We start from the raw sequence: 23,827 nt of genomic DNA, 5'->3' as shown, positions 1-23,827 counted from the left end.
CCTGTACCTCCGGGGTCACGCAGAGGCGAAGAACGGTCCCGTTCGCCAGCAGCCAGGCCACGTCGGCGACCACATGGCCTGGCTGCTGGTGGGGCCCCTGCTGGATTCCCTCGTCCTGCCGGGGATCCACGGCGGGTGATCAGGTGCCGTAGGCGACCTTCACCTCCTTGAAGCCGAGGGAGCCGAGCAGCCCCTTCAGCATGGTGGTGGTGTTGGTCTCGGCACGCCTGGTCAGTTCGCTCTCCTTCGCGGCGTCGGTGATGTGCCGCACGGCGAGCTTCTGCACGGCCTGCTCGCTGTTGGGGTTGTCCGAGAAGAGGTCGCCGAAGCGGTCGAGGAGACCGCGTTGCTTGGAGACGGCGTAGGAGCGGTCGGCGTCCAGAGCTGCCTTGCCGAGCCGGGCGTGCGGCAGCCGCAGAGTGGCGGACGTACGGTCGGCGTTGACCGTCACGTCGTTCTTGGCGACCTTGCCGAGGTCGACGTAGGCGTCGACGGAGCCCGCCCCGACGTACAGGGTGCGGGAGCCGCGGATCGCGTCGGGCAGGTACTTGGTGTCCTTTTCCAGGTCCACGACGACCTGGAAATTGCCGGAGGCGGCGTCGTAACGGCTGATGTCCTGGATGGACTGGAGCAGTGCGGGGCCGGTTCGGTCGTGGGTCTCGGTGCCGAACAGGTCCTTGAGGCCCGGCAGCACACTCAGCCGGATCCCCGCAAAGAACACGACGAGCACGAGTACCACGGCGCTCACCGCCTTCGCCCAGCCGGGCATGCGACGGGAGGTGCTCCTGATGGGAGTCGTCATGGCGACGGCCCTCCTTCCTACCGTTCGCATGCCCCTCGAAGGCCTTGGCAGACCGACGTGTTGGCCGATTGACACCGCTGACGGGGGCAAGGGGGCGCACTAGCGTGAAGGAAACCTCCCGACCGGCGGATCTGGAGACCCGGATGAGCGCAGACCGCACCGCCCGCTCCCTTTGCCCCATGCACCACATGACCTTCCCCGAGTCCGGGCCGCCCCGGCCGGTCACCCTCGCCACCGGCACCCCGGTCTGGCTCGTGACCCGGTACGCCGAAGCGCGCGAGGTGCTCATGGACCCACGCTTCGACCGGCGGTCCCTGCAGGCCGAGGACGCGCCACCGCTGCTCGTCGTACCGAACCTGCTGGACGCCCCGGACGGGCTCATCAACCAGGACGGACCCGCCCACCAGCGGCTGCGCGGCACGGTCCAGCGGGCGTTCACGCCCCGTGCCGTCGCCCGCTGGCGGCCCTGGGTGGCCTCGGTGGTGGACACCCTCCTCGACGAGTTCGCCGAGCGGGCCCGCCCCGCCGACATCATCGAGGGGTTCACGCGTCCGCTGCCGGTCTCGGTCGTCTCCCGGCTGATGGGTCTCGGCCACGCGGACTGGGAACGTATCCGCTCCTGGGCCGACCACGCCCTGTCCGGCGGCGCGCACACCGCCGAGGAAGTCGGCCTCGCGATGCGGGAGTTCGGGGTCTTCGCCGCCGACCTCGTCGCCGAGCGCCGCAAGGAACCGGGCGACGACCTGGTGAGCGGGCTGGTGACGGCGGGCGACGAGCTCGGGATCGAGGAACGGCAGCTGGTGATGCTGGTCCTTGGGCTGGTCGTGGCCGGACACGAGACGACCATGACCGCCCTCGGCAATATCGTCGTCCACCTCCTCACCGACCGGAAGGACGCCTGGCCGGGGCTGGCCGAGGACGAACAGGCCGCGGCGACGGCCGTCGAACAGCTGCTGCGGACGGTCCCGCTCAGCGAGGGCAGGGTGCTGCCCGGTCTGATCCGCCGCGCCCTCGCGGACGTCGAGATCGGCGGAGTGACGATCCCGGCGGGCGGTGTGGTCGCGGTGCAGACCAACTCGGCCAACCGTGACCCGGACGTCTTCCCGCCGGGCCCGCCCGACCTGTTCGCCCCGCTGAGCCCGCCCAGCGTGGTCTTCGGCGCCGGCCCCCATCACTGCCTCGGCGCCTGGCTCGCCCGCCTGGAACTCGGACTGGCCCTGCACCGCCTGGCCGCCCGATTCCCCCGTCTGCGAGCCGAGTTCACGGCTGACACGATCGAGTGGCGGGAGGGTCAGATGACGCGCAGTCCACGACGGCTGCCGGTGTCCTGGTGAGCATCCCGTCGAAGGTACGAGGCGTCGGCCGCCGGCCCTGGGCCCACGGCCCGGAGAGTGCGTGACGCCCGTCTAGTGCGGCCTGAGTTCACGGTCTCCCGAGGGCCGCGACCACCACACCCCCTCCCCGTGGGTGAGCCCGGGCAGCCGCAGTTCGACCTCGCGCACCCGCCGGGCCGGCAGCTCCCCGGTGATCAGCCACGCCGTCTCGCCACCCGTGGTGCCCGTGAACTCCGTTCCGAAAGAGGCCAGTTGCGACGTCACCGGAGCCAGCGCGTCCAGCGGGACCTCGGCCTCGAACGCGTGGTACGGCTCGTACAGCCGGGTCCCCGCCCGCTCCAGCGCCCGTCGCAGCACGATCGGGGTGAGCCCGCGGAAGTCCGCCGCGGTACTGAGCGGCCCGACGAAACCGGACCGGATCAGAGTGACCCGGTAGTCGGTGACCGACGCGCCGCACAGTCCTGTTGCCATGCTCGCGTGGACCGTCTCCTCCACGGCCTGATGGAAGGCGCGGGGGAGCGCGCCGAGTTCCGTCTCGTACGTGAACACCCCGCCGGAGCCGTGCGGCCCCGCCTCCACCCGCAGCCCGATCGTCGCCCAGTAGCGGGTGTGGTCGTGCCGCGGCAGCTCGTCCCAGGCCTCACCTGTGCCGCGTGGACGCTCCAGGTACCGGACCCGGCCCGGCTCGAAGTCGGCCTCGACCCCGAAGTCCTGGGCCAGTGTCGCCGCCAGGACCTCCATCTGGACCTCGCCGTACAGGAGCAGCGCGGTCGCGCCGGCGGCGGCGGGGCGGGCGTGGATCAGCGGGTCCTGGTCGGCGAGGGAGAGGAGGGCGGAGCGCAGCATCGCCGCCTGCTCGGGACGCCGGGCCCGGACCAGGGTCTCCAGTGTCGGCGGGGCGAACTGCGGGGCGCGGTCGGTGAGATCGCCGAGCCGGTCGCCGACCCGGACGCCGGGCACTCCGGTCAGAGCCGCGATGTTCCCGGCGGTGAGCGGCTCGGGTCGGCCGACCACATCGAGACGCGTCGCTCGTCCGGTGACCTCGGTGGTCCGGCCGTCGGCCTCCCGCCGCCGGAACCTCAGCCGCTGACGCCTCGTCACCACGCCCTCGTACAGCCGCAGATACGCCGTGCGCTCGCCACCGGGACCGGGCCGTACGGCGAACACCGTGCCGCCGGGTTCGGGAGCGGGGGCGGTGGGCGCCGGCGGGATCAGCCGGATCAGGCTCTCGACCAGCTCGGCGACGCCCTGGCCGCCGAGGGCCGAGCCGAAGAGGACGGGGTGGAAGGAGCCGTCGGCGGTGCGCGCGGCGAGGGCCCCGCACAGGTCGTCCGGGGTCGGGTCGGGGCCGTCGACGAGTGCGGCCAGGATGCCCGGGTCGACCTCGGCGAGCGCCTCGGCCCTGCGGCGGTCGGCCGGCAGCGGCGCCACCCGGGCCCTGTCCGTGCCGATGCCGGTCACTTCGGTGAGCGGCGCGATGTGCGGGGTCAGTCTGCGCCGGATGTCGTCGAGCAGGGCGTCGGAGCGGGCGCCCGCCCGGTCGATCTTGTTGACGAAGACCAGGGTGGGCAGCCGCAGCCGCCGCAGGGTCCGCATCAGCACCCGCGTCTGCGCCTGCACGCCCTCCACGGCGGACAGCAGCAGCACCGCGCCGTCGAGGACCTCCAGGGCCCGCTCGACCTCCGCGACGAAGTCGGAGTGCCCCGGGGTGTCGATGAGGTTGATCTGGGTGTCGCCGACGGTGAACGCGGCGACGGCGGAGCGGATGGTGATCCCGCGCTGCCGCTCGATGGTGCCGTCGTCGGTGCGGGTGTCGCCCGCGTCGACGCTGCCGAGCCGGTCGATCGCGCCGTGGTCGAACAGCAGCCTCTCGGTGAGGCTGGTCTTACCGGCGTCGACGTGGGCCAGAATGCCGATGTTCAGGGTGTGCATGCGGGGTCGTGTCCTCGAGAACCGTCGTCCAGTAGGGGCGCTGGGAGATTCCGAGGAGTCGGCGCATGCGAGGCTTCCTGACGTGAGGCGACACGGGCACGCCCATCATGGCGTGCCCCCGTGGACACTCCGCAACCGGTTTTCGCGGGGCCCGTAGCATGGCCCCCTGAAGCCGGAATGATCATGCTAGGAGCGGTTCGTGCGAGATATCGCCGTGTTCAGCGGGAGCGCCCATCCCGAGCTGGCCCAGGAGGTCTGCGCGCATCTCGGTGTGCCGCTCAGTCCCACCCGGGTCAGTCGGTTCGCCAATGACTGTCTGGAGATACAGCTTCAGGCCAACTGCCGGGAACGGGACGTCTTCCTCGTCCAGCCGCTGGTCAAGCCGGTCCAGGAGCATCTGGTGGAGCTGCTGCTGATGTGCGACGCGGCGCGCGGGGCCTCGGCGGGCCGGATCAGCGTCGTGATGCCGCACTACTCCTACGCACGCTCCGACAAGAAGGACGAGCCCCGCATCTCCCTGGGCGGGCGGCTGGTCGCCGATCTGCTGGTGGCCGCGGGCGCCAGCCGGGTCCTGGCGATGACCCTGCACTCGCCGCAGGTCCACGGCTTCTTCTCGGTCCCGGTGGACCACCTGCACGCGCTGCGCGAGCTCGCCGCCCACTTCCGGCAGTACGACCTGTCCCGTACCACCGTCGTCTCGCCGGACCTCGGCAATGCCAAGGAGGCCGCCGCGTTCGCCCGGATGATAGGCGCCCAGGTGGCCGCCGGCGCCAAACAGCGATTCGCGGACGACCGCGTCAGCATCAGCTCCGTCATCGGCGAGGTCGCCGGACGGGACGTCATCGTGCTGGACGACGAGATAGCCAAGGGCAGCACGGTTCTGGAACTCCTCGACCGGCTGCGGGAGTTGGGACCCCGTTCGATCCGGGTGGCCTGCACGCACGGGCTGTTCGCGGCCGGAGCGCTGAAGCGGATCGGGGAGCAGCCCGACGTGCTGGAGATCGTGTGCACCAACACCGTGCCGGTCCCGGAGGAGGAGCGCACCGAGAAGCTGCGCATCCTCACCGTCGCCCCGGCGCTCGCGGAGGCCGTACGCCGTATCCACAACGGTGAGTCGGTCAGCGCCCTCTTCGACGCGCCGCGAACCGATTAGGGCCCCGCGCCGCGAACCGAACAGCTCGACCCACCGCGAACCGCGCAGCCGGGTCGTGGGCAGCCGCGATGGCCCGCCCAGCCGGGAACGCGCGCGACGGGCGGCACCCCGAAGGACCCGTGGTCACACCGACCCGGACGTGGCCTCGGGCTGTTCCAGAGCCGCGTCCAGTGTCGGCATCGGCGGCAGCAGCCGGGCCAGACCGGTGACCCGCAGGACGCGCAGGGTGAGCGGATGGGTGCACACCAGGAGCAGTCGTCCTCCCCGGTCCCGCACCCGGGCCCGCGCGCGGTAGAGCAGCCGCAGCCCCGAGCAGTCGAAGAACTCCACCCGGCTGAGGTCGATCACCAGAGGGCTGTCGGACCGCCCCGTTACCTGGTCCAGATACGGGATGATCTCCATGGCCGCGACGATGTCGATCTCGCCGTGGAACTCCAGCACCGTGTGTCCCCGGTCCTGGTGGACGCGCAGATGCCGGGCGGGCGGTGCGGGTTCCTGCTGCACGACTCCAACGCCTCCCACCGGCTGCTCGGGCGGCAGGGGAGCCCAAATCCCTTGCCCGCCCTGCAAGTTACCCTCGATGGGATGAATTTGAGCATGTTCGATTGACATATGTCATCGAATTGCGATGGACGACCTACGACAGGGCGTGCCAGGCCTTGGTGAGCGCCTCGCGGAACTGCTGGGTCTGGTGCCGCGTGAGGTCCCGCACCATCCGCTCCTCCAGCTCCCGGACGAGCTCCTCATGCTGGGCGAGCAGCTCGCGGCCCGCGTCGGTCAGCAGGATCAGCAGTTCGCGGCGGTTGCGGGGGTTGCGCTCCCGGTGCACGAGCCCGCGGTTCTCCAGGGACCGTACGAGATCGGCGGTCGACTGGGCGGTCACGAACGAGTCGCGGGCCAGTTGTGCGGCCGACAGTCCGTCGTGTCGCTCCAGGACTGTGAGCGCGGTGTACTGGAGAGCGGTGATCCCCGACGGCCTGACCAGCTCGTCCAGGCGGGAGCGCGCGACGAGCTCCACCTGTTTCACCATGTAGAGGAGCGACGGGGCCGCTTTGGTCACCTGGGGCTCGAGCATGAGTTCACACTAGAGCATTGACAGGAAACCTGTCTGTAAAGAGACTGCGAACCAACAGGAATCCTGTTTGTTGAAATCTTGGCAATGAGGCTGAGGAGTGGTGATGACCACCTTCGAGATCGAACCCGGCCGTCTTTTCATCGGGGGTCAGTGGCGCGAGGCCGCCGACGGAGCGCGCACCGAGGTGGTCGACCCGTCCCGGGGCGAGGTCGTCACGACCGTCGCGGAGGCGGGCGCGGCCGACGTGGACGCCGCCGTGCGAGCCGCCCGCGAGGCCTTCGACGAGGGCGCCTGGTCAGGGCTGAGCGGCCGCGAGCGGGGCCGCATCCTGCACCGGATCGCCGAGCTGATCCGGGAGAACGCCGACGAGATCGCGCGGTTGGAGAGCCTCGACGTGGGCAAGCCGATCACGCTGTGCCACGCCGTCGACGTGACGAACGCGGCCAACGACTACGAGCACTTCGCCGCCCTCGCCCACTCCCTGCACGGCTCGAACCGCGACACACCCATGAACGCCCTCGCCTACACCCGGCGCGAGCCGCTCGGTGTGGTCGCCGCGATCACGCCCTTCAACTTCCCGCTGATCCTGGCCGGTTCCAAGATCGCCCCGGCGCTGGCGGCCGGCAACACCGTCGTGCACAAGCCGGCCGACGAGACCCCGCTCAGCGCCCTCTACATGGCCCGCCTCTTCCAGAAGGCGGGGATCCCGGACGGTGTGGTCAACGTCGTCACCGGTGCCGGACCGGTGGTCGGAGAGGCACTGCTGCGGCACAGCGGCGTCGACAAGATCGCCTTCACCGGCTCCACCGCCGTGGGCCGGCACGCCGCGAGCGTCGCCGGGGAGGCCCTCAAGCCCCTCACCATGGAACTCGGCGGCAACGCGGCCCACGTGGTCTTCGAGGACGCCGACCTGGAGAAGGCGGTCGGCGCGGTCATCAAGGGCTTCGTCTTCAACACCGGACAGTTCTGCATGGGCGGCCCCAGGCTGCTGGTCGCACGCTCGGTGTACAGCACCCTCCTCGGCATCCTCGCCGACGCCGTCCCCGGCGTACCGGTCGGCGACCCGCGCAGCGCCGAGACCGTCGTCGGGCCGATGGCGGGGGAGAAGCACCTGAGGAAGGTCGAGGAGTACGTCGCCCTGGCCCGCAAGGAGGGCGGCCGCATCGTCTGCGGCGGTGAGCGTCTCGACCTGGACGGCGGCTACTACTACAAGCCCACCGTGATCGCGGACCTCCCCAACGACTCCCGTGTGGTGCAGGAGGAGGTCTTCGGCCCGGTCCTCACCGTGCAGCCCTTCGACTCCGAGGAAGAGGCCGTCACCCTCGCCAACTCCACGCCGTACGGCCTGGCTTCCGGCGTCCAGACCAGCAACCTCGCCCGTGCCCACCGGGTCGCCGAACGGCTCCAGGCGGGCATCGTGTGGATCAACGACTGGGCGATGCTCGACCCCGCGGTGCCGTTCGGCGGGGTCAAGGACTCCGGCTTCGGCCGCGAATACGGGCCCGAGGCGTTCGCCGCCTACACCAAGGTCAAGTCCGTCGTCGTCTCGCTCGACTGAGCGCGCCCTCCAAGGAGTTCCTGCGATGTCCCTCACCACCCGCGCCGCCGTCGTCGAGTCGGGCGGGGCGCCCTTCACCCTCAGTGACGTCGAGCTGGACGAGCCCGGCGCGCACGAGGCGGTCGTCCGTATGGTCGCCACCGGCCTGTGCCACACCGACCTCGGTGTGGCGAGCGGCGGACTGCCCTTCCCCCTCCCCGGAGTTCTCGGGCACGAGGGCGCGGGCGTCGTCGAGGCCGTCGGGTCCGCCGTCACCGGCGTCGCGCCCGGCGACCATGTCGTGCTGTCCTTCACCTCCTGCGGCGACTGCCGCAACTGCCGGGGCGGCCACCCCGCGTACTGTGCCACCTGGCTGCCGCTGAACCTCATCGGCGGCCGGCGCGCCGACGGCACCAGCACCATAAGCCGCGACGGCGAGCCGCTCGGCGGCCACTTCTTCGGTCAGTCCTCGTTCGCCGAACGGGCGTTGGTCGACGAGCGCAGCCTCGTCAAGGTCGACCCGGACGTACCGCTGGAGTCGATCGCCCCGCTGGGCTGCGGTGTGCAGACGGGTGTCGGTGCCGTCTGGAACGTGCTGAAGCCGGTCAACGGCAGCACGATCGTCGTCCTGGGCGCCGGAGCAGTCGGCCTGTCGGCGGTCATGGCGGCCGCCCTCAGCCCCGCCACCACCATCGTCGCCGTCGACCGGGTGGCCGAACGCCTGCAACTGGCCAAGGAGTTGGGTGCCACCCACACCGTCACCGCGGGCGAGAGCGACCTCGGTGAGGCGCTCGCGGAGATCACCGGCGGGCAGGGCGCGGACGGTGTCGTGGAGACCACCGGCAACGTCGGTGTCCTGCGCCAGGGTGTCGACGCGCTCGCCGCCCGCGGCACCCTGGTCATCGTCGGCGCCCCGCCGTTCGGCACCGAGGTCGCCCTGGACGTCAACGGGATGCTCGGCGGCAAGCAGGTCGTCGGACTCACCCTCGGTGACGTCGAGACGCAGACGTTCATCCCCGCCCTGGTCCGGCTGGTGAAGGAGGGGCGGCTCCCACTGCACCGCCTGATCAGCACGTATCCGTTCGCGGACATCGACCAGGCGGTGCGGGACATGGGCGCGGGCAAGGCGATCAAGCCCGTCCTCACGTTCTGACGCGGCCCTGCCCCCAGGGCCTCCCGTTCCAGACGAAAGACCCTGGTGCCCGCCCTCTGACGCGGCGGGCCGGGGGCCGGTTCAGTCGACCGTGAGGACCAGCTTCCCCGTGGTCCGGCCGGTGTCGCCCAGCGCATGCGCCTCGGCGGCATCGGCCAGCGGGAAGGTGCCGGCGATCGTGGCCCTCAGCTTCCCCTGCTCGACGAGGTCCGCGATCGCCCTCATCCCGGCCCGGTCGGCGTCCACGAGCATCCTGAGGGCCCGTACGCCGAGCCGCTCGGCCTCCTCGTGGAACTCCTGTGATCCGATCGGCAGGATCGAGACCACGATCCCGCCCGGCCGCAGGACGCGCAGCGAGCGCACGGAGGTCTCACCGCCCAGCGTGTCCAGCACGACGTCGACGTCCTTCACCGCATCGACGAAGTCCGTCTCCCGGTAGTCGATCGTCTCGTCCACGCCGATCTCGCGCAGGAAGTCGTGCTTGCCCGCGCTCGCGGTGCCGATCACATGGGCGCCGCGTGCCTTGGCGATCTGCACGGCCACGTGCCCGACACCGCCGGCCGCCGCGTGGACCAGCACCCGCTGCCCCGGCTGCACATCGGCGTACTCCGTCAGGGCCTGCCAGGCGGTCAGGGAGACCAGTGGCAGCGCGCCCGCCTGCGTGTGGTCGATCGAGGCCGGTTTGTGCGCGAAGGCCCGCGCCGGAGCGCTGACGTACTCGGCGTGGGAGCCGTGGCCCCACGGGTAGGACAACATTCCGAAGACCTCGTCGCCGGGCGCGAAGCGGGCCACGCCGATCCCCACCGCCTCGACCACGCCGGAGACGTCCCACCCCAGGACGAAGGGCGGATCGCCCAGGAAACCGCCGGTCGCGCGGTGCTTCCAGTCGGTCGGGTTGATCCCGGCGGCTCGGACCCGCACCAGTACCTCGTTCGCACGTGGCTCGGGACGTGCCAGTTCCACTTCCTTCAGTACCTCGGGACCGCCGAGGACGTCCTGACTGATGGCTCGCATCGTGTTCTCACTGCTCATGTGCACCAGCCTGCCCGGGACCGCCCCACAAGAAAATGGCATGATTGCCAACCTTCGATAAGATCGTGCCATGAGTGGTGAACGGCAGGCGGAGCGGGTCGTGGTGCTGGCCCTGGACGGTGTGTATCCCTTCGAACTGGGCATCCCCAGCCGGATCTTCGGCGCGGCCGACGGCCGGTACGAGGTGCTGACCTGCACCGTCGACGGGCAACCCGTGCGCACCAGCGCCGACTTCACGATCGGTGTCGAGCACGGCCCCGAGATCCTGGCGACGGCCGACACGGTCGTGGTCGCCTCCGTGACGCCCTCGCACATTCCCACCGAGCTGTCCGCCGAGGTCGCCGGCGCACTCGCCCTGATCCGCCCGGACGCGCGGATCGTCTCCATCTGCACCGCCGCCTTCGTCCTGGCAGCGGCGGGCCTCCTCGACGGCCGGAAGGCCACCACGCACTGGCATGTCGTCGATCTGTTCCGGCGTACGTACCCGAAGGTCGACCTCGACCCCGATGTGCTCTTCGTCCACGACGGCCGGATCCTCACCTCGGCGGGCGCGGCCTCCGGTGTCGACGTCTGCCTGCACGTCGTGCGCACGGACCACGGCACCGAACTGGCCAACCGGGTGGCCCGGCGCTGCGTGGTGCCCCCCTTCCGCGAGGGCGGCCAGTCCCAGTACATCGAGCAGCCCGTTCCCGAGCTCGGCGCCCTCGGCACGGCCGCCACGCGCGCGTGGGCGCTGGAACGCCTCGACGAACCCCTCACCCTGGACGACCTCGCCGCCCACGCCCGGATGAGCCTGCGCACATTCGCCCGCCGCTTCAACGACGAGGTCGGCCTCAGCCCGGGCCGCTGGCTGATCCAGCAGCGGGTCGCGCGGGCCCGTCATCTGCTGGAGGCGAGCGACCTGTCGGTGGACCAGATCGCCGGCCGGGTCGGGTTCGCCACGGGCGCCTCGCTGCGCCAGCACCTGCGAGCCTCGATCGGGGTGTCGCCGCAGACGTACCGGCGCACCTTCAAGGAGGTCGCCCGCTGAGCGTCGCGAGCGGCTCTCATCGGCTCGCGTGCAGGGCGACCAGCAGCTGCCACACCTGGTCGGCGATGCCGGCGGCGTCGGCGTCGAGGAGCCCGTGCAGCCAGTCGGCCAGGACTCCGGCGAAGGTGGCGGCCACGGCGGAGGCGACCAGCGGGGCGTCGGCCGCGCCCGCGAGTTCGCGCTCGCGGAGACTGTAGGCCCGCAGGTCCCGGTTCAGGACACGCCCCAGCGGGCCGCCGCCCCCCGGGGCGAGCAGGGCCCGGTACAGCGGGGCATGCGGGGCGAGGGAGGCGAAGAACTCCGCCAGCGCGGGCGGCGCGTGCACCGGATCGGGCCGCCCGCGCCAGGCGTGCAGCGCCTCCACGGCCTCGCGTACGACGTCCGCGCAGGCGTCGACCGCCAGCGCCTCCAGGTCGGCGTAGTGGACGTAGAACGTCGCCCGGCCCACCCCCGCCCGCCGCACCAGCGCGGCCACGCCGACCTCCGACAGGGGGCGCTCGGCGCACTCGTCGAGGAGGGCGCGGCGCAGCCGCTCCCGGGTGCGCGCGGCCCGCGGATCCTCGGGTCCGCCGCGGCTCATCGTGCGAGCAGGACGGCGCCCAGGGCGAGCGCGCCCGGCAGAGCCTGAGCGAACAGGATGCGCCGGTTCGCCGTGACGGCCCCGTACACACCCGCGACCACGACACAGCACAGGAAGAAGACCTGGGCGCGGAAGCCGGTCGGGTCGGCGGCGATCAGGCCCCACACCAGGCCGGCCGCCAGGAAGCCGTTGTAGAGCCCCTGGTTGGCGGCCATGGGGGCGGTCGCCCGGGCCATCTCGGGGTCGAACCCGTGCAGCGCCCGGCCGGGCTTCTTCTGCCACAGGAACATCTCCATCACCAGGATGTAGGCATGCAGGGCGGCCACCACTGCGACCAGTACGTTCGCGACCGTCTCCACGCGCGGGGCACTCCTTCGCATCGAACCACTCTTGGACAGGTGTCCACCATACATGGACACCTGTCCAAGAGTTGCCGCGGGCTTCTGTCCGGCGGCCCAGGACCTGCCGGACGGGGGCGGCGGGCACAGCCGGCCGCGATCGGGGCGTAATCGTCGGGCCACGGGAAGTGGCCGGTCACCGACTGAATCGGGCGGCTCGGGATATCCGCAAGGTACAGGGCCGGGCACGGACGTCCCGCGCCCCGGATCCTTCGGAGGAGACATGGTCTTGGTGAAAGCGGGTGTCATCGTGCTCGACTGTGCCGAGCCGGAGAAGCTCGCGGTGTTCTACAAGGAACTGCTGGAGGCCGAGCAGACGCACGAGAGCGCCAACCGGGTGGAGATCAGGGCGGACGACGGGCTCCGGCTGGCGTTCCGGCGTGACGTGAACGCGACGCCGCCGAGCTGGCCCCGCCCCGAGAACGCCCTCCAGGCCCACCTGGACTTCGTGGTGGAGGATCTGGACGAGGCGGAGCGCAGGGTCATCGGGCTCGGCGGACGGCCGCTGGAGACCAAGGACGTCAGCGGGCCGTACGAGGAACGCGGTTTCGCCGACCCGGCCGGCCACTCCTTCACTCTTCGCCTCGTCCCGTCGACGGCGCCCAAGCAGGGCTGAGCGCCGCCGAACAGGCGGCCGGGGAGGTTCTCAGTCCCGGCCGCCCTTCTCGTCGGAGGGCCAGGCACCGGTCGAGCGCTCGATGGCCGTGGCGCCCGCGCGATCCACCGCGCTGCGCACCACGGCGAAGATGGCGCCCTGGACCGCGGCGGCGAAGAGGATCTCTCCCCAGCCGCGGTCCCGGTCGAGCGCGTCGGGCGCGTCGTCCTCGTGCCGGATCACCTTCCACGTCTTCTGGAAGGCCAGTCCGGCCAGTGTTCCGCTCGTCCAGCCCAGCAGGAAGCCGATGGGCTTGTAGGCGAGGGGCAGCTTCTTCTTCTTCTTCCTCTTCGCCATGTGAATCTCCTTCCGCCAGGGCGGGTCCTCGGAGGGTCGTTCGTCAGTGGGTGGGTCGGTGCTGTGCCGGGATCGTCTCGGCCGCCGGGACCGGGCCCGGCGGTGTCCCGTCGCCGAACGGCCGGCCGCCCAGTTCCTCCCTGTGATGAGGGGTCAGCCAGCCCGACAGATCCGGTCCCAGGGGCACGATGCCGGTCGGATTGATACCGGTGTGCACCTGGTGGTAGTGCCGCTTGATGTGGTCGAAGTCGACCGTGTCGCCGAAGCCTGGGGTCTGGTAGAGATCGCGGACGTACGCCCACAGGACAGGGTTCTCCGCCAGTTTCCAGCGGTTGCACTTGAAGTGACCGTGGTAGACCGCGTCGAAACGGACCAAAGTGGTGAACAGCCGGATGTCCGCCTCGGTGAGGGTGTCACCGACGAGATAGCGCTGCCGGGCAAGACGCGGTGTCAGCAGCTCCAGGCGACGGAAGACACCGGCGCAGGCGGCCTCGTACTCCTCCTGACCGGTCGCGAAGCCCGCCCGGTACACGCCGTTGTTGACGTCCTCGTAGACCTCCGCCATCACCGAGTCGATCTCGTCGCGCAGCGCACGCGGATACAGGTCGGGCGCCCCCTCCCGGTGCAGGGCCGTCCACTCGGTGGCGAGGTCCAGGGTGATCTGCTGGTAGTCGTTGGTGACCAGCTTCCCGCTGGGCACGTCCACGATCGCGGGCACGCTCACCCCGCCCGGGTAGTCCCGCTCCCGCTTGTCGTACGCCTCACTCAGGTAGCGGATGCCGAGGACGGGGTCCCGGCCGTCCGGGTCCAGGGTGAAGCGCCAACTGCGGTCGTCCTGGATCGGATCGGCGATCGCGAGGGAGAGGGCGTCCTCCAGACCGAGAAGGCGCCGGGAGACCAGCGCACGGCTCGCCCACGGACAGGCGCGGCTGGCCACCAGACGGTAGCGGCCGGCCTCCACCGGCCAGCCGTCGCGGCCGTCCGCTGTGATCCGGTCCGCGAAGTGGCTCTTGGACCGCTTGAACGCCTTCCTTCCGTACCCGCTGTTGCCGTCCTCGCCGGCAGTCATGCTGTCCTCCCTGCTGTGTCCGCTGCGGTACGCCCGCCACCGTGCTCCGCGGTACGCCTGCCCTGGTGAACGCGTTCCCCGTTTTCCGCCGACGGCACGGTGTGAGTCGAAATGACCGGGGCAGTCGGCGGAGGTGACAGGGACATCCTCAAGTAAGAAGGCCGACCGGAAGACACGCGTCACGGTGCTCGTGGCGCTCGCCGCGAACCTGGTGATCGCGGTCGCCAAAGCCGTGGGCGGGATCTTCGCCGCCTCACCGGCACTGCTCTCCGAAGCCGCGCACTCGGTCGCCGACAGCCTCAACGAGGTCTTCCTCCTGGCCGCGCTGCACCGCAGCCGCCGCCCCGCCGACCGGCGCCACCCCTTCGGCTACGGAAAGGAGCGCTTCTTCTGGTCGCTGCTCGCGGCCGTCGGGATCTTCGTGATGGGCGGCTGCTTCTCCTTCTTCCAGGGCATCGAGGCGCTCCGCAACGGGGCCGAGGAGACACACAGCGGATACGTGGCGGGCCTGATCGTGCTGGGCGTCGCCTTCATCGCCGAGGGGGCTTCGCTGATCAGGGCGCTGTACCAGGTCCGCCGACAGGGCCGGGGCATGGACGGCCTGCGTGACCCGGCGCTGCGCACGGTCGTCGCCGAGGACGGCACGGCGGTGCTGGGCGTCACCCTCGCGATGATCGGCATGGCGCTGCACATGGTCACCGGGCAGGTCGTGTGGGAGGCGTCCGCCTCACTGACGATCGGCGCGCTGCTCGTCTACGTCGCCTACCGGCTCGGACGCGAGGCACGGGACCAGCTGATCGGCGAGGCGGCCGACCCGGAGTCCAGTGGCAGGATCCGGGCCCTGTTGGACGCCCAGCCCGAGATCGACAGCGTGGAGGCGCTGTTCACGATGAAGATGGGCCTGGACTCGGTCCTGGTCGCGGCCCGCGTCGACCTGATGCCCGGAATGGACAGCGAACGGGTCGAGGAGGTCGCCGTACGGATCAAGCGGTCGATCGCCGGCACCGTCGCCGAGGCGGACCAGATCTTCCTCGACGTGACCGACCGACCTGCCGCGGAGGTACGAGAAAGCCCCGCCGCGACGGGGGAGCGCGGCGGGGCCTGACCGTCGAGTGCCCGGCGGACGCGGGTCCATGCGTCCGCCGGACGGGATTTTTTCCGGCGGGTTCAGTTCCCCTTGACGGGCTCCAGCACGAAGACCGGAATCTCCCGGTCTGTCTTCTTCTGGTAGTCGGCGTACGGCGGATAGGCCGCGACGGCACGCTCCCACCACTCGGCCTTCTCCGCGCCGGTGATCTCACGGGCCGTCATGTCCCACTTCGCCGGGCCGTCCTGCAGCTCCACCTGCGAGTCGGCCTTGACGTTGTAGAACCAGACCGGGTGCTCGGGCGCCCCGCCCTTGGAGGCGACGACGGCGTAGCGTCCCTCGTGCTCGACGCGCATCAGCGGCGTCTTGCGGAGCTTGCCGCTCTTGGCGCCCCGGGTCGTGAGCAGGATGACGGGCATCCCGGTGTCCATCAGCGTCGTCCCCTTGGTGCCGCCGGAGCTCTCGTACAGCTCCACCTGGTCGCGCACCCACTGCTCAGGGCTGGGTTCGTACTCGCCCTCAAGAGGCATGGCATCCGTCCCATCGTCATCGACTACGGCTTGCTCCCCGCTCAGTTCAACATCGAACCGTGCGGGATTCATCCTTACCGTGTTTCCCTTACGAACCCAAAGGGCGCCCCCATCACCACCTTCCTGTTCGTCACGCCGGCCCCCTCACGCCGGAGTCACGAGCATCCCCGTCGCCAGGGCCGTCATCACGGCGCTCGACAGCAGCGCCGTCACCAGCCGTCCCCGGTGCCCGGTCAGAGCCCGGCCCAGCAGGGCACCGCCCCCGGCGAGCAGCACCTGCCAACTCACGGACGCGGCGAAGGCCGCCAGCACGAACACCCCTTGTTCCAGGGGCCGCACGGCCTCATCGGCCCGGGTGCCCAGCACCAGCGCGGCGAAGTAGATCACGGTGGTCGGGTTGAGCAGGGTGATGGCGAGCAGTTCCGCGAATGCCCGCGCGGGGCCCGGCGGAGGCGGGTCGGAACGGGTGGCGAGGCGGTGGCCCCGGTACCGGCGCACGGCCGTGACCGCGCCCCGGACCGCCAACGCGATCAGGACCAGCGCGGAGGCCCAGCGCAGCGGTCCGAGCACCGGCCGCAGGGCGCCGGTGAGGGCGGCGCCGCCGAGCGTGGCCACCAGGGCGTACAGGCCGTCGGCGGTCGCGACGCCGAGCGCGGCGCAGCTGCCGGTCCGCAGGGACGTACGAGCGGTGAGGGAGACCAGGTAGGTGCCGACCGCGCCGACGGGCACGGCGATGCCGTAGCCCGCGAGCAGCCCCGCGACGAGTGCGGCGGTCACGAGCGCGGCGGCGTCGCACTCCGCGGTCGGCCGGACTGCTGCTGGAGGCGCACCGGGCGAATGGCGGTGGCGGTCGGCGGCAGAAGAGCATCGGTCGTAGACATGGCCAGATCCTGTGGGTGCGGACCGCGCGGCGACAACCCGTTTTCCGAGGTGCGCTCGCCGACTCGGCACCGAAAGCGAACACCACCCTCCCGACGCGCGCCCGCGAAGCGATCATCCCCGGCCAGATCGCGCGCGTCACTGATCTGGCCGAACTTGTCGTCGTCTCATAGATGCCTGGAGCATCTAATGAAGATCTGCACGACGTTCTCCTTGTCTGCGAGGTCTCCATGCCAGGAACGGAATCCGTCGCCTTCCCGCAGGACCGCACCTGCCCTTATCACCCGCCGACCGCCTACGACGCACTGCGCGAGACCCGGCCACTGACCCGGATCGCGCTCTTCGACGGCCGGCCTGCCTGGCTCGTCAGCGGGCACGCCACCGCTCGCGCCCTGCTGGCCGACCGGCGCCTGTCCTCCGACCGCACCCGCCCCGAGTTCCCCGCGCCGACGGCCCGCTTCGCCGCGGCCCGGAACCGGAGGACCGCACTGCTGGGCGTCGACGGCTCGGAGCACCAGACCCAGCGGCGCATGATGATCCCCGCCTTCACCCTGAAACGCGCCACCGAACTGCGTCCACGCATCCAGCAGGTCGTCGACGAACGCCTCGACGCGATGATCGCGCAGGGGCCGCCCGCCGAGCTGGTGAGCGCCTTCGCGCTGCCCGTGCCCTCGACGGTGATCTGCGCCCTGCTCGGCGTCCCCTACGCCGACCACGACTTCTTCGAGGGCGAGTCCAGGCGGTTGCTGCGCGGACCGACGGCCGAGGACACCTCGGACGCCCGCGACCGACTGGAGGCGTACATCGGTGAGTTGATCGACCACAAGCAGAAGGAGTCGGAGCCCGGGGACGGCGTGCTGGACGAACTCGTCCACCAGCGGCTGCGCGACGGCGAACTCGACCGTCAGGAGGTGATCTCCCTGGCGATCATCCTGCTGGTCGCGGGCCACGAGACCACCGCCAACATGATCTCGCTGGGCACCTACACGCTCCTTCAACACCCCGACCGGCTGGCCGAGTTGCGCGCCGACCCCGCGCTGCTGCCCACCGCGGTCGAGGAGCTCATGCGGATGCTGTCGATCGCCGACGGACTGCTGCGGCTGGCCACCGACGACATCGAGGTGGCGGGGACGACGATCCGCGCGGGTGACGGTGTGGTCTTCGCGACCTCGGTCATCAACCGCGACGAGGGCGTCTACGCCGACCCCGACACCCTGGACTGGCAACGGTCGGCCCGTCACCACGTCGGCTTCGGCTTCGGCATCCACCAGTGCCTCGGCCAGAACCTGGCCCGGGCGGAACTGGAGATCGCCCTGAGGACACTCTTCGACCGACTGCCCACGCTCCGCCTCGCGGCCCCGGCGGACGAGATCCCCTTCAAGCCCGGCGACACGATCCAGGGGATGCTGGAACTCCCCGTGACCTGGTAAGAGGCTCCGCTCATGCACATCGACATCGACAAGGACGTCTGTATCGGCGCGGGTCAGTGCGCCCTGGCCGCCCCGGGCGTCTTCACCCAGGACGACGACGGCCTCAGCACCCTGCTGCCCGGCCGGGAGGACGGCGCGGGCGACCCGATGGTCCGGGAGGCGGCCCGGGCCTGCCCGGTCACCGCGATCACGGTGTCCGAGACGGTGGGCTGAGCCCCCGACCTCAGCGGGGCCCCAGCAACATCCGGGCGGCCGGCGCGGCCGGCCGCCCCGCGTCGGCCACCAGCGAGGCCGGGTACTCGCCGAACGCCCGCCTGTGCGCGCACCTGGGCCGCCACGGGAGCGGAACTCGCGCCCAGTTCGCCGTACGCGTTGATCGGACGTGCGGTTCGGCGAGCCGTACTCCGGCGAGGCGGGGGAGGACGGCGGGCGGCCCGAGTTCGGGTGGGAACGGGCGCTGGACCTGCTGGCGTGAGTCGGACGGTCGTACGCTCGCCTTCGTAGCCTCGTACCCATCCCGAAGGCAGGAGCAGCAACGATGCAGTACGTGAAGCTCGGTTCGACGGGCCTGGACGTGTCGCGGATCTGTCTGGGCTGCATGACCTACGGCGTGCCCGACCGCGGCGCACACGAGTGGACCCTCGACGAGGAGGCGTCACGTCCGCTCATCCGGCAGGCACTGGAGGCGGGGATCAACTTCTTCGACACCGCCAACGTCTACTCGGACGGCACCAGCGAGGAGATCGTCGGCAGGGCGCTCGCCGACTTCGCCCACCGGGACGACATCGTGCTCGCCACCAAGGTGAACGGGCGCATGCGGCCCGGAGCCAACGGCGCCGGACTGTCCCGCAAGGCGATCATGACCGAGATCGACCACAGCCTCGCCCGCCTCGGCACCGACCACGTCGACCTCTACCAGATCCACCGCTACGACCCGCACACCCCGGTCGAGGAGACCATGGAGGCGCTGCACGACCTGGTGAAGGCGGGCAAGGTCCGCTACATCGGGGCGAGTTCGATGTACGCCTGGCAGTTCTCCAAGATGCAGTACACGGCCGAACGGCACGGTTGGACCCGGTTCGTGTCCATGCAGAACCACTACAACCTCCTCTACCGCGAGGAGGAACGGGAGATGCTGCCGCTCTGCGCGGACCAGGGCGTGGGCGCGCTGCCGTGGAGCCCGCTCGCCCGGGGGCGTCTCACCCGGGACTGGGGGACGGTGACCGAGCGCAGCGCCAACGACGACTTCGGCGGCCGGCTCTACCAGGAGGGCGACCGCACCATCGTCGAGGCGGTCACCCGTATCGCGAACGACCGTGGTGTTCCGCGCGCCCAGGTCGCCCTCGCCTGGCTGCTGCACCGGGACACGGTGGCCGCCCCGATCGTCGGCGCGGCCAAGCCACGGCACATCGAGGACGCCGTGGCCGCCGTCGAACTCGAGCTCAGCGACAAGGAGATCGAGGAGCTGGAACAGCCGTACACGGCACGTCCGATCGCCGGTCACTGAGCCCCGTCCCGGCGAGGGCGACCAGGCACGAACACACAGGTTCCCGGCCGGCGGATCTGGTGCCGACCTAATGCGGTCCGTGCGGTGCGAACTCCGTACCGCACGGGCCCGCGCCCTCGCTCTCCGGCAGCGGCACCCGTTCTCCGCTCATCGACAGCGTGCGGTAGAAGTGCCCGATGCGCTCGGTGGAACGCCCCACGTAGTGGCCGATGAACGACCGCCGGAAACGGTCGGACGTCCGATTGGGCTGCGAGCCGTGCACCAGGCTGCCGTTGAAGAACAGCACGTCCCCCGGCCGCATGTCGACCGGTACGGCGGCGAGCCCCGGCGGCGGGGGCACGTACTCCCGGGCGAACGACAACTCGGCGTCCGCCTCCTCGGGGCAGAACACCCCCATCCGGTGGGTGCGGGGCACGACCTCCAGACCGCCGTTGTCCCGGTCGATCTCGTCGCAGGCGACCCACGCCGCCACACAGGTGCCCGGCTCGACCCGCAGATAGAAGTTGTCCTGGTGCAGCGCCTGGCCCCGGGCCCCCGGCGGCTTGAAGTAGAACATGCTCTGCGCGGCCAGCACCTCCTCGCCGAGCAGCATCTCCAGCACGGCGCGCAGCCGTGGATCCAGCAGCACGCTCCGCGCGAGACCGTTGATCTCGTGCGGCTGCATCACCCTCGGATACCGGCGCAGCGGATCCGCCGAGTCACGGGGCTCGAAGTGCCCCGGCACCGGCCCCGCCGCGTGCAGCGCCGCGAACTCGGCGCACAACCGCTCGATCTCGTCGTACCCGAACAGCCCCCGCACGACGGTGAAGCCGTCCTCCTCGAACGCCCGCCGCCCCGCCTCGGGCAGGATGGGCACGTCGGCGGCGCTGTTGTCCGTGACTGTCATACGTCCGCTCCTCGGTCGGGTGTCGTCCGTTCGACACGCTAGGCCGCCGCCCGCCGAAGGGGGATGCTCGTGACCGCTGACGGATTGCCCAGGGCTGCCACATCCGGTGACCTCGCCCCGCCGCCCGGCCTCGTGGTGGTCGGCCGCTACGACCGGCCCCCGGGGTACGGCGTCAACCGGCCGCGCGGGTCCGACAGTTGGCTCTTCACCTGGACGACCGGCGGACAGGGGCGGCTGAGTCAAGGAGCGACGCGGACGCGCGCGGGTGCCGGGGATCTGGTGGTTCTCGCCCCGGGCGTCCGGCACGACTACGGCGTGGCGCCGGACGCTCGGCACTGGCGGTTCTGGTGGGCGCACTGCCGGGCCAGACCGTCCTGGCCGGCCTGGCTGCGTCCGTACGCCACCGGCGACGGCGTGCACGTGGTCACCCCCACCCCGGCCGACGCGCACGACCGGATCGAGGCGGCCTTCCGCCGGATGCTCTCCGACGCCCGCTGGACGGGCACCGGTGCGCCGCCCGCCACCGGGGACGACCGGGAACAGGTCGCGGTGGCGCACGGCACCGCGGCCCGCGAACTCGCCCTCTGCGCGCTGGAGGAGGTCGTCCTGCTCACCGCCGGAGCCGCCCGCGCACCCTCAGCCCGGTCCGGCGTCGACCCCCGGGTGCGCCGTGCCCAGGAGCTGATCGCGGCCGACCCGGCGGCCCCGCACACCGTCCGCTCGCTCGCCGCCGACGTCGCGCTGTCCCCCTCCCGGTTCGCGCACCTGTTCTCCGGGCAGCTCGGCCGCTCGCCGATGCGGGAGCTGCGCGAGGCACGTCTGCGGCACGCCGCCCGACTGCTGGAGGGCACCGACCTGTCCGTGGAACGCGTGGCAGCCGCCTGCGGCTTCGCGAGCCCCTGCCACTTCAACCGGGTCTTCCGCGAGCGCTACGGTCTGCCGCCCGGCGGCTACCGGGCGAGCGGCCCAATGGTTGGGACGTGACCCGCGTAGACTGCCAGGACGCACGCTGGAGTGGTCGTTCAATGGTTTGAGCGGACCACATTCAACTGAATACCATGTCCGAATACGGCCCACTGATGTCGCGGTAAACTCCGGAGGCTCGGGGTTGACGCTTCGTCAAATCGCCTCGTCGCGCACGCAATGCACAAAACCGCGTGATCTCTTGTTACAACTCAGTGGCCTGTGCAAAGGTGTGCGTGGTCGACGCGCGGACAATAATGTCTCCTCCGTGCGTACGAGGCTGCTCCCGTTCGCTCCCCACGCTTCAAAAGAGCTGTCCCGGGCGGGCGTAGGAGATGCCGAACCCTGTGCGGATTGATTCCGTCGCCCAGTCGGCGGCACCGCATACCCGTTGGTATGGAATTTGTGCAGTTTGTCCTCGGAGGAATGCCGCAGTGAAAGAAGCAGGGCTGTCGAATTCCCCGACTCCCGCTCGCCCCAGCGATGCCACGGACGAGCAACTGAGCGCCGAGCTCAAGAAGTGGAGTGGGGCGACACCCGCGCTGCAACCCGTCGGAGAACTCCTCGACCGGCACTGGGAAGCGGCCTTCGCCTACGCCAGGCTGTGCACCGACGGTCCGCGTCCCGCGGGAATGCTCACCACCGCCGCGTTCACCCGGCTCTTCGGGGAGTCCCTGCGCCAGACCGGGCCGAGCTCCGCCTGGCGCCCCCACCTTCTGGTCACCGTGCGCCGGATCGCGGCGGAGTGGGACAACGACCACAGACGCGAACAGCTGCACCCGGAACTGAGAACCGAGGATGGCGGGGACCGGGTCGCCGCCCGCCTGCTGCCGTCCGCGAACCGCCGGATGCTGTCCGGGGCGTTCCAGAGGCTGCCCCAGTCGGCCCGCTGCCTGCTCTGGCACACCGAGGTGGAGGCCGAACCCCTCGCCATACCCGCCGCGCTGCTGGGCCTGGACGAGGAGGGCGCCGGTGTCGAACTGGGGCGGGCCCGGGAGCGGTTGCGCGAGGAGTGCCTCCAGGTCCACCGTGAACTCGCCCCCGAGCAGGAGTGCCGGCACTATCTGCGGCTGCTGGACGTGACCTACCGGCGCCGCGGCGTCGACGTCGACGCCGACCTGCGTGAGCATCTGGGGCGGTGCCGCCACTGCCGGCACACCGCGGACCAACTGCACCAGTTCAACGAGGGGCTCGGCGCCGCGCTGGCCGAAGCCGTGCTCGGCTGGGGCGCCCACGCCTATCTGGAGGCACGCGCGCACGTGCACGCCGTCCCGGACGAGGCACAGACGCCCGTGCCGGTCCCGGGCGATTTCTTCGACTCGGTGCCGCAGACCCCGGCATCCGCGTTCCCGGGCGAGAACTTCGCGCCCTTCACGCCCGCTTCCGCGTCCTCCACCCCGGCGACCCCGGCGACCCCGGCGACCGGCACCGGCACCCGCACCGGCCCTCGCGGCGCCTCGCGCAGGTCCGCTCACAAAGCGCCCCGCCGAGCTTCCCGCCGTGCCTCCCGCCGCAATCTCACCGCTGCCGTCCTCACCGTCAGCGGGCTGATCGTGCTGCCGCTGGTCCTGTGGTCCTCACTCGGCTCCTCGGAGGGTGCCCCGCAGGCCGACGACGGCCGCTCCGCCGAGCCCGGCACCGGCTCGGGCAAGTCGACGTCCGACCCGTCCTGGGTCGAAGCCGGCGACGCCGAGCAGGGCGCCGTGCGCGGACGGCTGCACAACGTCAACTCCGGCCTCTGCGTAAGCATCGTCGGCAAGAAGGCCGTCGAGGGCGCGGAGACCGCCCTCGCCACCTGCTCCTCGGACCAGGACCAGCAGTGGTCGTACGAACCCGAAGGCCTGCTGCGCAGCGCGGACGCCCCCGACCTCTGCATGGACTCCCACCTCGGCTACTCGGTGGTGCTGGCCCCCTGCAAGGGCGCCGCCAAGTCCGCCGACAAGAACATCCGCTACGACTTCACCCTCCAGGGCGCCCTCGTCCCCCGCTGGGACCAGGACCTGGCACTCACCCCCGCGGCCACCGACGCGTCGGGTGCGCTGGTCGTGAAGGCCCGCGACGACAGCTCGGCCCAGCGCTGGGTCATCGACACCTCGAAGACCGACCTTCAGATGGAGGTCGTCAACTGGGACGCCGACAGCGCCCTCGCGAGGACCCCCGAGGCCCCGCCCGCCCCGAAGGCGTCCAAGAGCCCGACCCCCACGTCCACCCCCGAGGCGACGCCGTCCACGACCCCGTCGACCCCGCGGACCACGCCGACACCGGCGCCGTCCCCCTCGTATCCGACGGGCGGGTCCTGCACCTACAACCCGTACTACTGCTCGGGGAGCGGTGGGTACGGAGGCGGGTACCGCGGCGGATACGGAGGCGGGTACGGCGGCGGTGGTTATGGAGGCGGGTACGGCGGCTACGGCCCGTACTACGGCACCGGCGGGCGCTGACCGGGTCTCGCCCCGCCTCTTCAGCCCCGTGCATTCGCAGCCCGTGGTTCAGTCTCC

24 protein-coding genes and 1 pseudogene are annotated in these 23,827 nt (G+C 71.2%); 13 read left to right on the top strand and 12 right to left on the bottom strand.

Annotated elements, in window-relative coordinates; genetic code table 11:
* Positions 1–139: 139 nt before the first annotated feature.
* Positions 140–802: a DUF4230 domain-containing protein gene (locus OHA64_RS05690; protein WP_405608793.1), complete on the bottom strand. Its 663-nt coding sequence runs from the start codon at positions 800–802 to the stop codon at positions 140–142.
* A 143-nt stretch (positions 803–945) separates the two neighbouring features.
* Here OHA64_RS05690 and OHA64_RS05685 point away from each other — a divergent pair, with 143 nt between their 5' ends.
* On the top strand, positions 946–2,136 hold the full coding sequence (locus OHA64_RS05685; protein ID WP_405608790.1) for a cytochrome P450: 1,191 nt from the start codon (positions 946–948) through the stop codon (positions 2,134–2,136).
* 72 nt (positions 2,137–2,208) lie between these two features.
* On the opposite strand, the gene otr(A) is transcribed toward OHA64_RS05685, so the two are convergent.
* The gene (gene otr(A), locus OHA64_RS05680) at positions 2,209–4,068 is read right to left on the bottom strand and encodes a tetracycline resistance ribosomal protection protein Otr(A) (protein ID WP_405608787.1); all 1,860 of its coding nucleotides are present in this window, start codon (positions 4,066–4,068) and stop codon (positions 2,209–2,211) included.
* Positions 4,069–4,267: 199 nt separating this feature from the next.
* Between otr(A) and OHA64_RS05675 the strand changes: the two genes are divergently transcribed.
* The gene (locus OHA64_RS05675; protein ID WP_405608784.1) at positions 4,268–5,221 is read left to right on the top strand and encodes a ribose-phosphate diphosphokinase; all 954 of its coding nucleotides are present in this window, start codon (positions 4,268–4,270) and stop codon (positions 5,219–5,221) included.
* Positions 5,222–5,344: 123 nt separating this feature from the next.
* Here OHA64_RS05675 and OHA64_RS05670 read toward each other — a convergent pair whose 3' ends face one another.
* Both OHA64_RS05670 and OHA64_RS05665 read right to left on the bottom strand, forming a co-directional pair.
* A complete protein-coding gene (locus OHA64_RS05670) occupies positions 5,345–5,725 on the bottom strand; it encodes an anti-sigma factor antagonist (protein ID WP_405608781.1) in 381 nt (126 codons plus the stop codon).
* Between the two features lie 133 nt (positions 5,726–5,858).
* On the bottom strand, positions 5,859–6,296 hold the full coding sequence (locus OHA64_RS05665; protein WP_405608778.1) for a MarR family winged helix-turn-helix transcriptional regulator: 438 nt from the start codon (positions 6,294–6,296) through the stop codon (positions 5,859–5,861).
* Positions 6,297–6,399: 103 nt separating this feature from the next.
* Here OHA64_RS05665 and OHA64_RS05660 point away from each other — a divergent pair, with 103 nt between their 5' ends.
* Both OHA64_RS05660 and OHA64_RS05655 read left to right on the top strand, forming a co-directional pair.
* Entirely contained in the window at positions 6,400–7,854 is a 1,455-nt protein-coding gene (locus tag OHA64_RS05660; RefSeq protein ID WP_405608775.1) for an aldehyde dehydrogenase family protein, read from the top strand.
* A 25-nt stretch (positions 7,855–7,879) separates the two neighbouring features.
* Positions 7,880–8,986, top strand: coding sequence for an NAD(P)-dependent alcohol dehydrogenase (locus OHA64_RS05655; RefSeq protein ID WP_405608772.1), 1,107 nt, complete (start codon positions 7,880–7,882; stop codon positions 8,984–8,986).
* Between the two features lie 81 nt (positions 8,987–9,067).
* On the opposite strand, the gene OHA64_RS05650 is transcribed toward OHA64_RS05655, so the two are convergent.
* A complete protein-coding gene (locus OHA64_RS05650; RefSeq protein WP_405608769.1) occupies positions 9,068–10,018 on the bottom strand; it encodes an NADP-dependent oxidoreductase in 951 nt (316 codons plus the stop codon).
* A 70-nt stretch (positions 10,019–10,088) separates the two neighbouring features.
* Here OHA64_RS05650 and OHA64_RS05645 point away from each other — a divergent pair, with 70 nt between their 5' ends.
* Positions 10,089–11,048: a GlxA family transcriptional regulator gene (locus OHA64_RS05645; RefSeq protein ID WP_405608766.1), complete on the top strand. Its 960-nt coding sequence runs from the start codon at positions 10,089–10,091 to the stop codon at positions 11,046–11,048.
* Positions 11,049–11,064: 16 nt separating this feature from the next.
* Here the strand turns inward: OHA64_RS05645 and OHA64_RS05640 are convergent, their stop codons facing one another.
* Complete coding sequence (locus OHA64_RS05640) at positions 11,065–11,628, bottom strand: TetR/AcrR family transcriptional regulator (RefSeq protein WP_405608763.1); 564 nt, start codon at positions 11,626–11,628, stop codon at positions 11,065–11,067.
* A complete protein-coding gene (locus tag OHA64_RS05635; RefSeq protein ID WP_405608760.1) occupies positions 11,625–11,987 on the bottom strand; it encodes a DUF1304 domain-containing protein in 363 nt (120 codons plus the stop codon). The genes OHA64_RS05640 and OHA64_RS05635 overlap by 4 nt, the downstream gene beginning before the upstream one ends.
* 262 nt (positions 11,988–12,249) lie before the next feature.
* Between OHA64_RS05635 and OHA64_RS05630 the strand changes: the two genes are divergently transcribed.
* Positions 12,250–12,642 carry a VOC family protein gene (locus OHA64_RS05630; RefSeq protein ID WP_405608757.1) on the top strand — a complete coding sequence of 131 codons (393 nt, stop codon included), beginning with the start codon at positions 12,250–12,252 and terminating at the stop codon, positions 12,640–12,642.
* 30 nt (positions 12,643–12,672) lie between these two features.
* Here OHA64_RS05630 and OHA64_RS05625 read toward each other — a convergent pair whose 3' ends face one another.
* Both OHA64_RS05625 and OHA64_RS05620 read right to left on the bottom strand, forming a co-directional pair.
* The gene (locus OHA64_RS05625; protein WP_405608754.1) at positions 12,673–12,978 is read right to left on the bottom strand and encodes a DUF4235 domain-containing protein; all 306 of its coding nucleotides are present in this window, start codon (positions 12,976–12,978) and stop codon (positions 12,673–12,675) included.
* Between the two features lie 43 nt (positions 12,979–13,021).
* On the bottom strand, positions 13,022–14,047 hold the full coding sequence (locus OHA64_RS05620; RefSeq protein ID WP_405608751.1) for a glutathione S-transferase family protein: 1,026 nt from the start codon (positions 14,045–14,047) through the stop codon (positions 13,022–13,024).
* 133 nt (positions 14,048–14,180) lie between these two features.
* On the opposite strand from OHA64_RS05620, the gene OHA64_RS05615 reads away from it, so the two are divergent.
* Entirely contained in the window at positions 14,181–15,152 is a 972-nt protein-coding gene (locus OHA64_RS05615; RefSeq protein ID WP_405608748.1) for a cation diffusion facilitator family transporter, read from the top strand.
* 62 nt (positions 15,153–15,214) lie between these two features.
* Here OHA64_RS05615 and OHA64_RS05610 read toward each other — a convergent pair whose 3' ends face one another.
* Both OHA64_RS05610 and OHA64_RS05605 read right to left on the bottom strand, forming a co-directional pair.
* A complete protein-coding gene (locus OHA64_RS05610; RefSeq protein ID WP_405608745.1) occupies positions 15,215–15,664 on the bottom strand; it encodes a nitroreductase family deazaflavin-dependent oxidoreductase in 450 nt (149 codons plus the stop codon).
* A gap of 144 nt (positions 15,665–15,808) precedes the next feature.
* Positions 15,809–16,441: a LysE/ArgO family amino acid transporter gene (locus OHA64_RS05605; protein WP_405608742.1), complete on the bottom strand. Its 633-nt coding sequence runs from the start codon at positions 16,439–16,441 to the stop codon at positions 15,809–15,811.
* Positions 16,442–16,773: 332 nt separating this feature from the next.
* Here OHA64_RS05605 and OHA64_RS05600 point away from each other — a divergent pair, with 332 nt between their 5' ends.
* From OHA64_RS05600 to OHA64_RS05585, 4 genes and pseudogenes are all read left to right on the top strand, one after another.
* Positions 16,774–17,973: a cytochrome P450 gene (locus tag OHA64_RS05600; protein WP_405608739.1), complete on the top strand. Its 1,200-nt coding sequence runs from the start codon at positions 16,774–16,776 to the stop codon at positions 17,971–17,973.
* 12 nt (positions 17,974–17,985) lie between these two features.
* Positions 17,986–18,186, top strand: coding sequence for a ferredoxin (locus tag OHA64_RS05595; RefSeq protein WP_405608736.1), 201 nt, complete (start codon positions 17,986–17,988; stop codon positions 18,184–18,186).
* Positions 18,187–18,355: 169 nt separating this feature from the next.
* Positions 18,356–18,448: pseudogene (locus OHA64_RS05590) on the top strand (flavoprotein); the annotation flags it as partial.
* Between the two features lie 63 nt (positions 18,449–18,511).
* On the top strand, positions 18,512–19,480 hold the full coding sequence (locus tag OHA64_RS05585) for an aldo/keto reductase (RefSeq protein WP_405608733.1): 969 nt from the start codon (positions 18,512–18,514) through the stop codon (positions 19,478–19,480).
* Positions 19,481–19,547: 67 nt separating this feature from the next.
* On the opposite strand, the gene OHA64_RS05580 is transcribed toward OHA64_RS05585, so the two are convergent.
* On the bottom strand, positions 19,548–20,366 hold the full coding sequence (locus OHA64_RS05580) for a phytanoyl-CoA dioxygenase family protein (RefSeq protein ID WP_405608730.1): 819 nt from the start codon (positions 20,364–20,366) through the stop codon (positions 19,548–19,550).
* A gap of 63 nt (positions 20,367–20,429) precedes the next feature.
* On the opposite strand from OHA64_RS05580, the gene OHA64_RS05575 reads away from it, so the two are divergent.
* Entirely contained in the window at positions 20,430–21,350 is a 921-nt protein-coding gene (locus OHA64_RS05575; protein WP_405608727.1) for a helix-turn-helix domain-containing protein, read from the top strand.
* Between the two features lie 413 nt (positions 21,351–21,763).
* A complete protein-coding gene (locus tag OHA64_RS05570) occupies positions 21,764–23,770 on the top strand; it encodes a ricin-type beta-trefoil lectin domain protein (protein WP_405608724.1) in 2,007 nt (668 codons plus the stop codon).
* Positions 23,771–23,827: the final 57 nt, after the last annotated feature.

The sequence above is a fragment of the Streptomyces sp. NBC_00076 genome (assembly GCF_045041235.1).
GTDB lineage: Bacteria > Actinomycetota > Actinomycetes > Streptomycetales > Streptomycetaceae > Streptomyces.
This window is presented reverse-complemented; position numbering and strand designations above follow the sequence as displayed.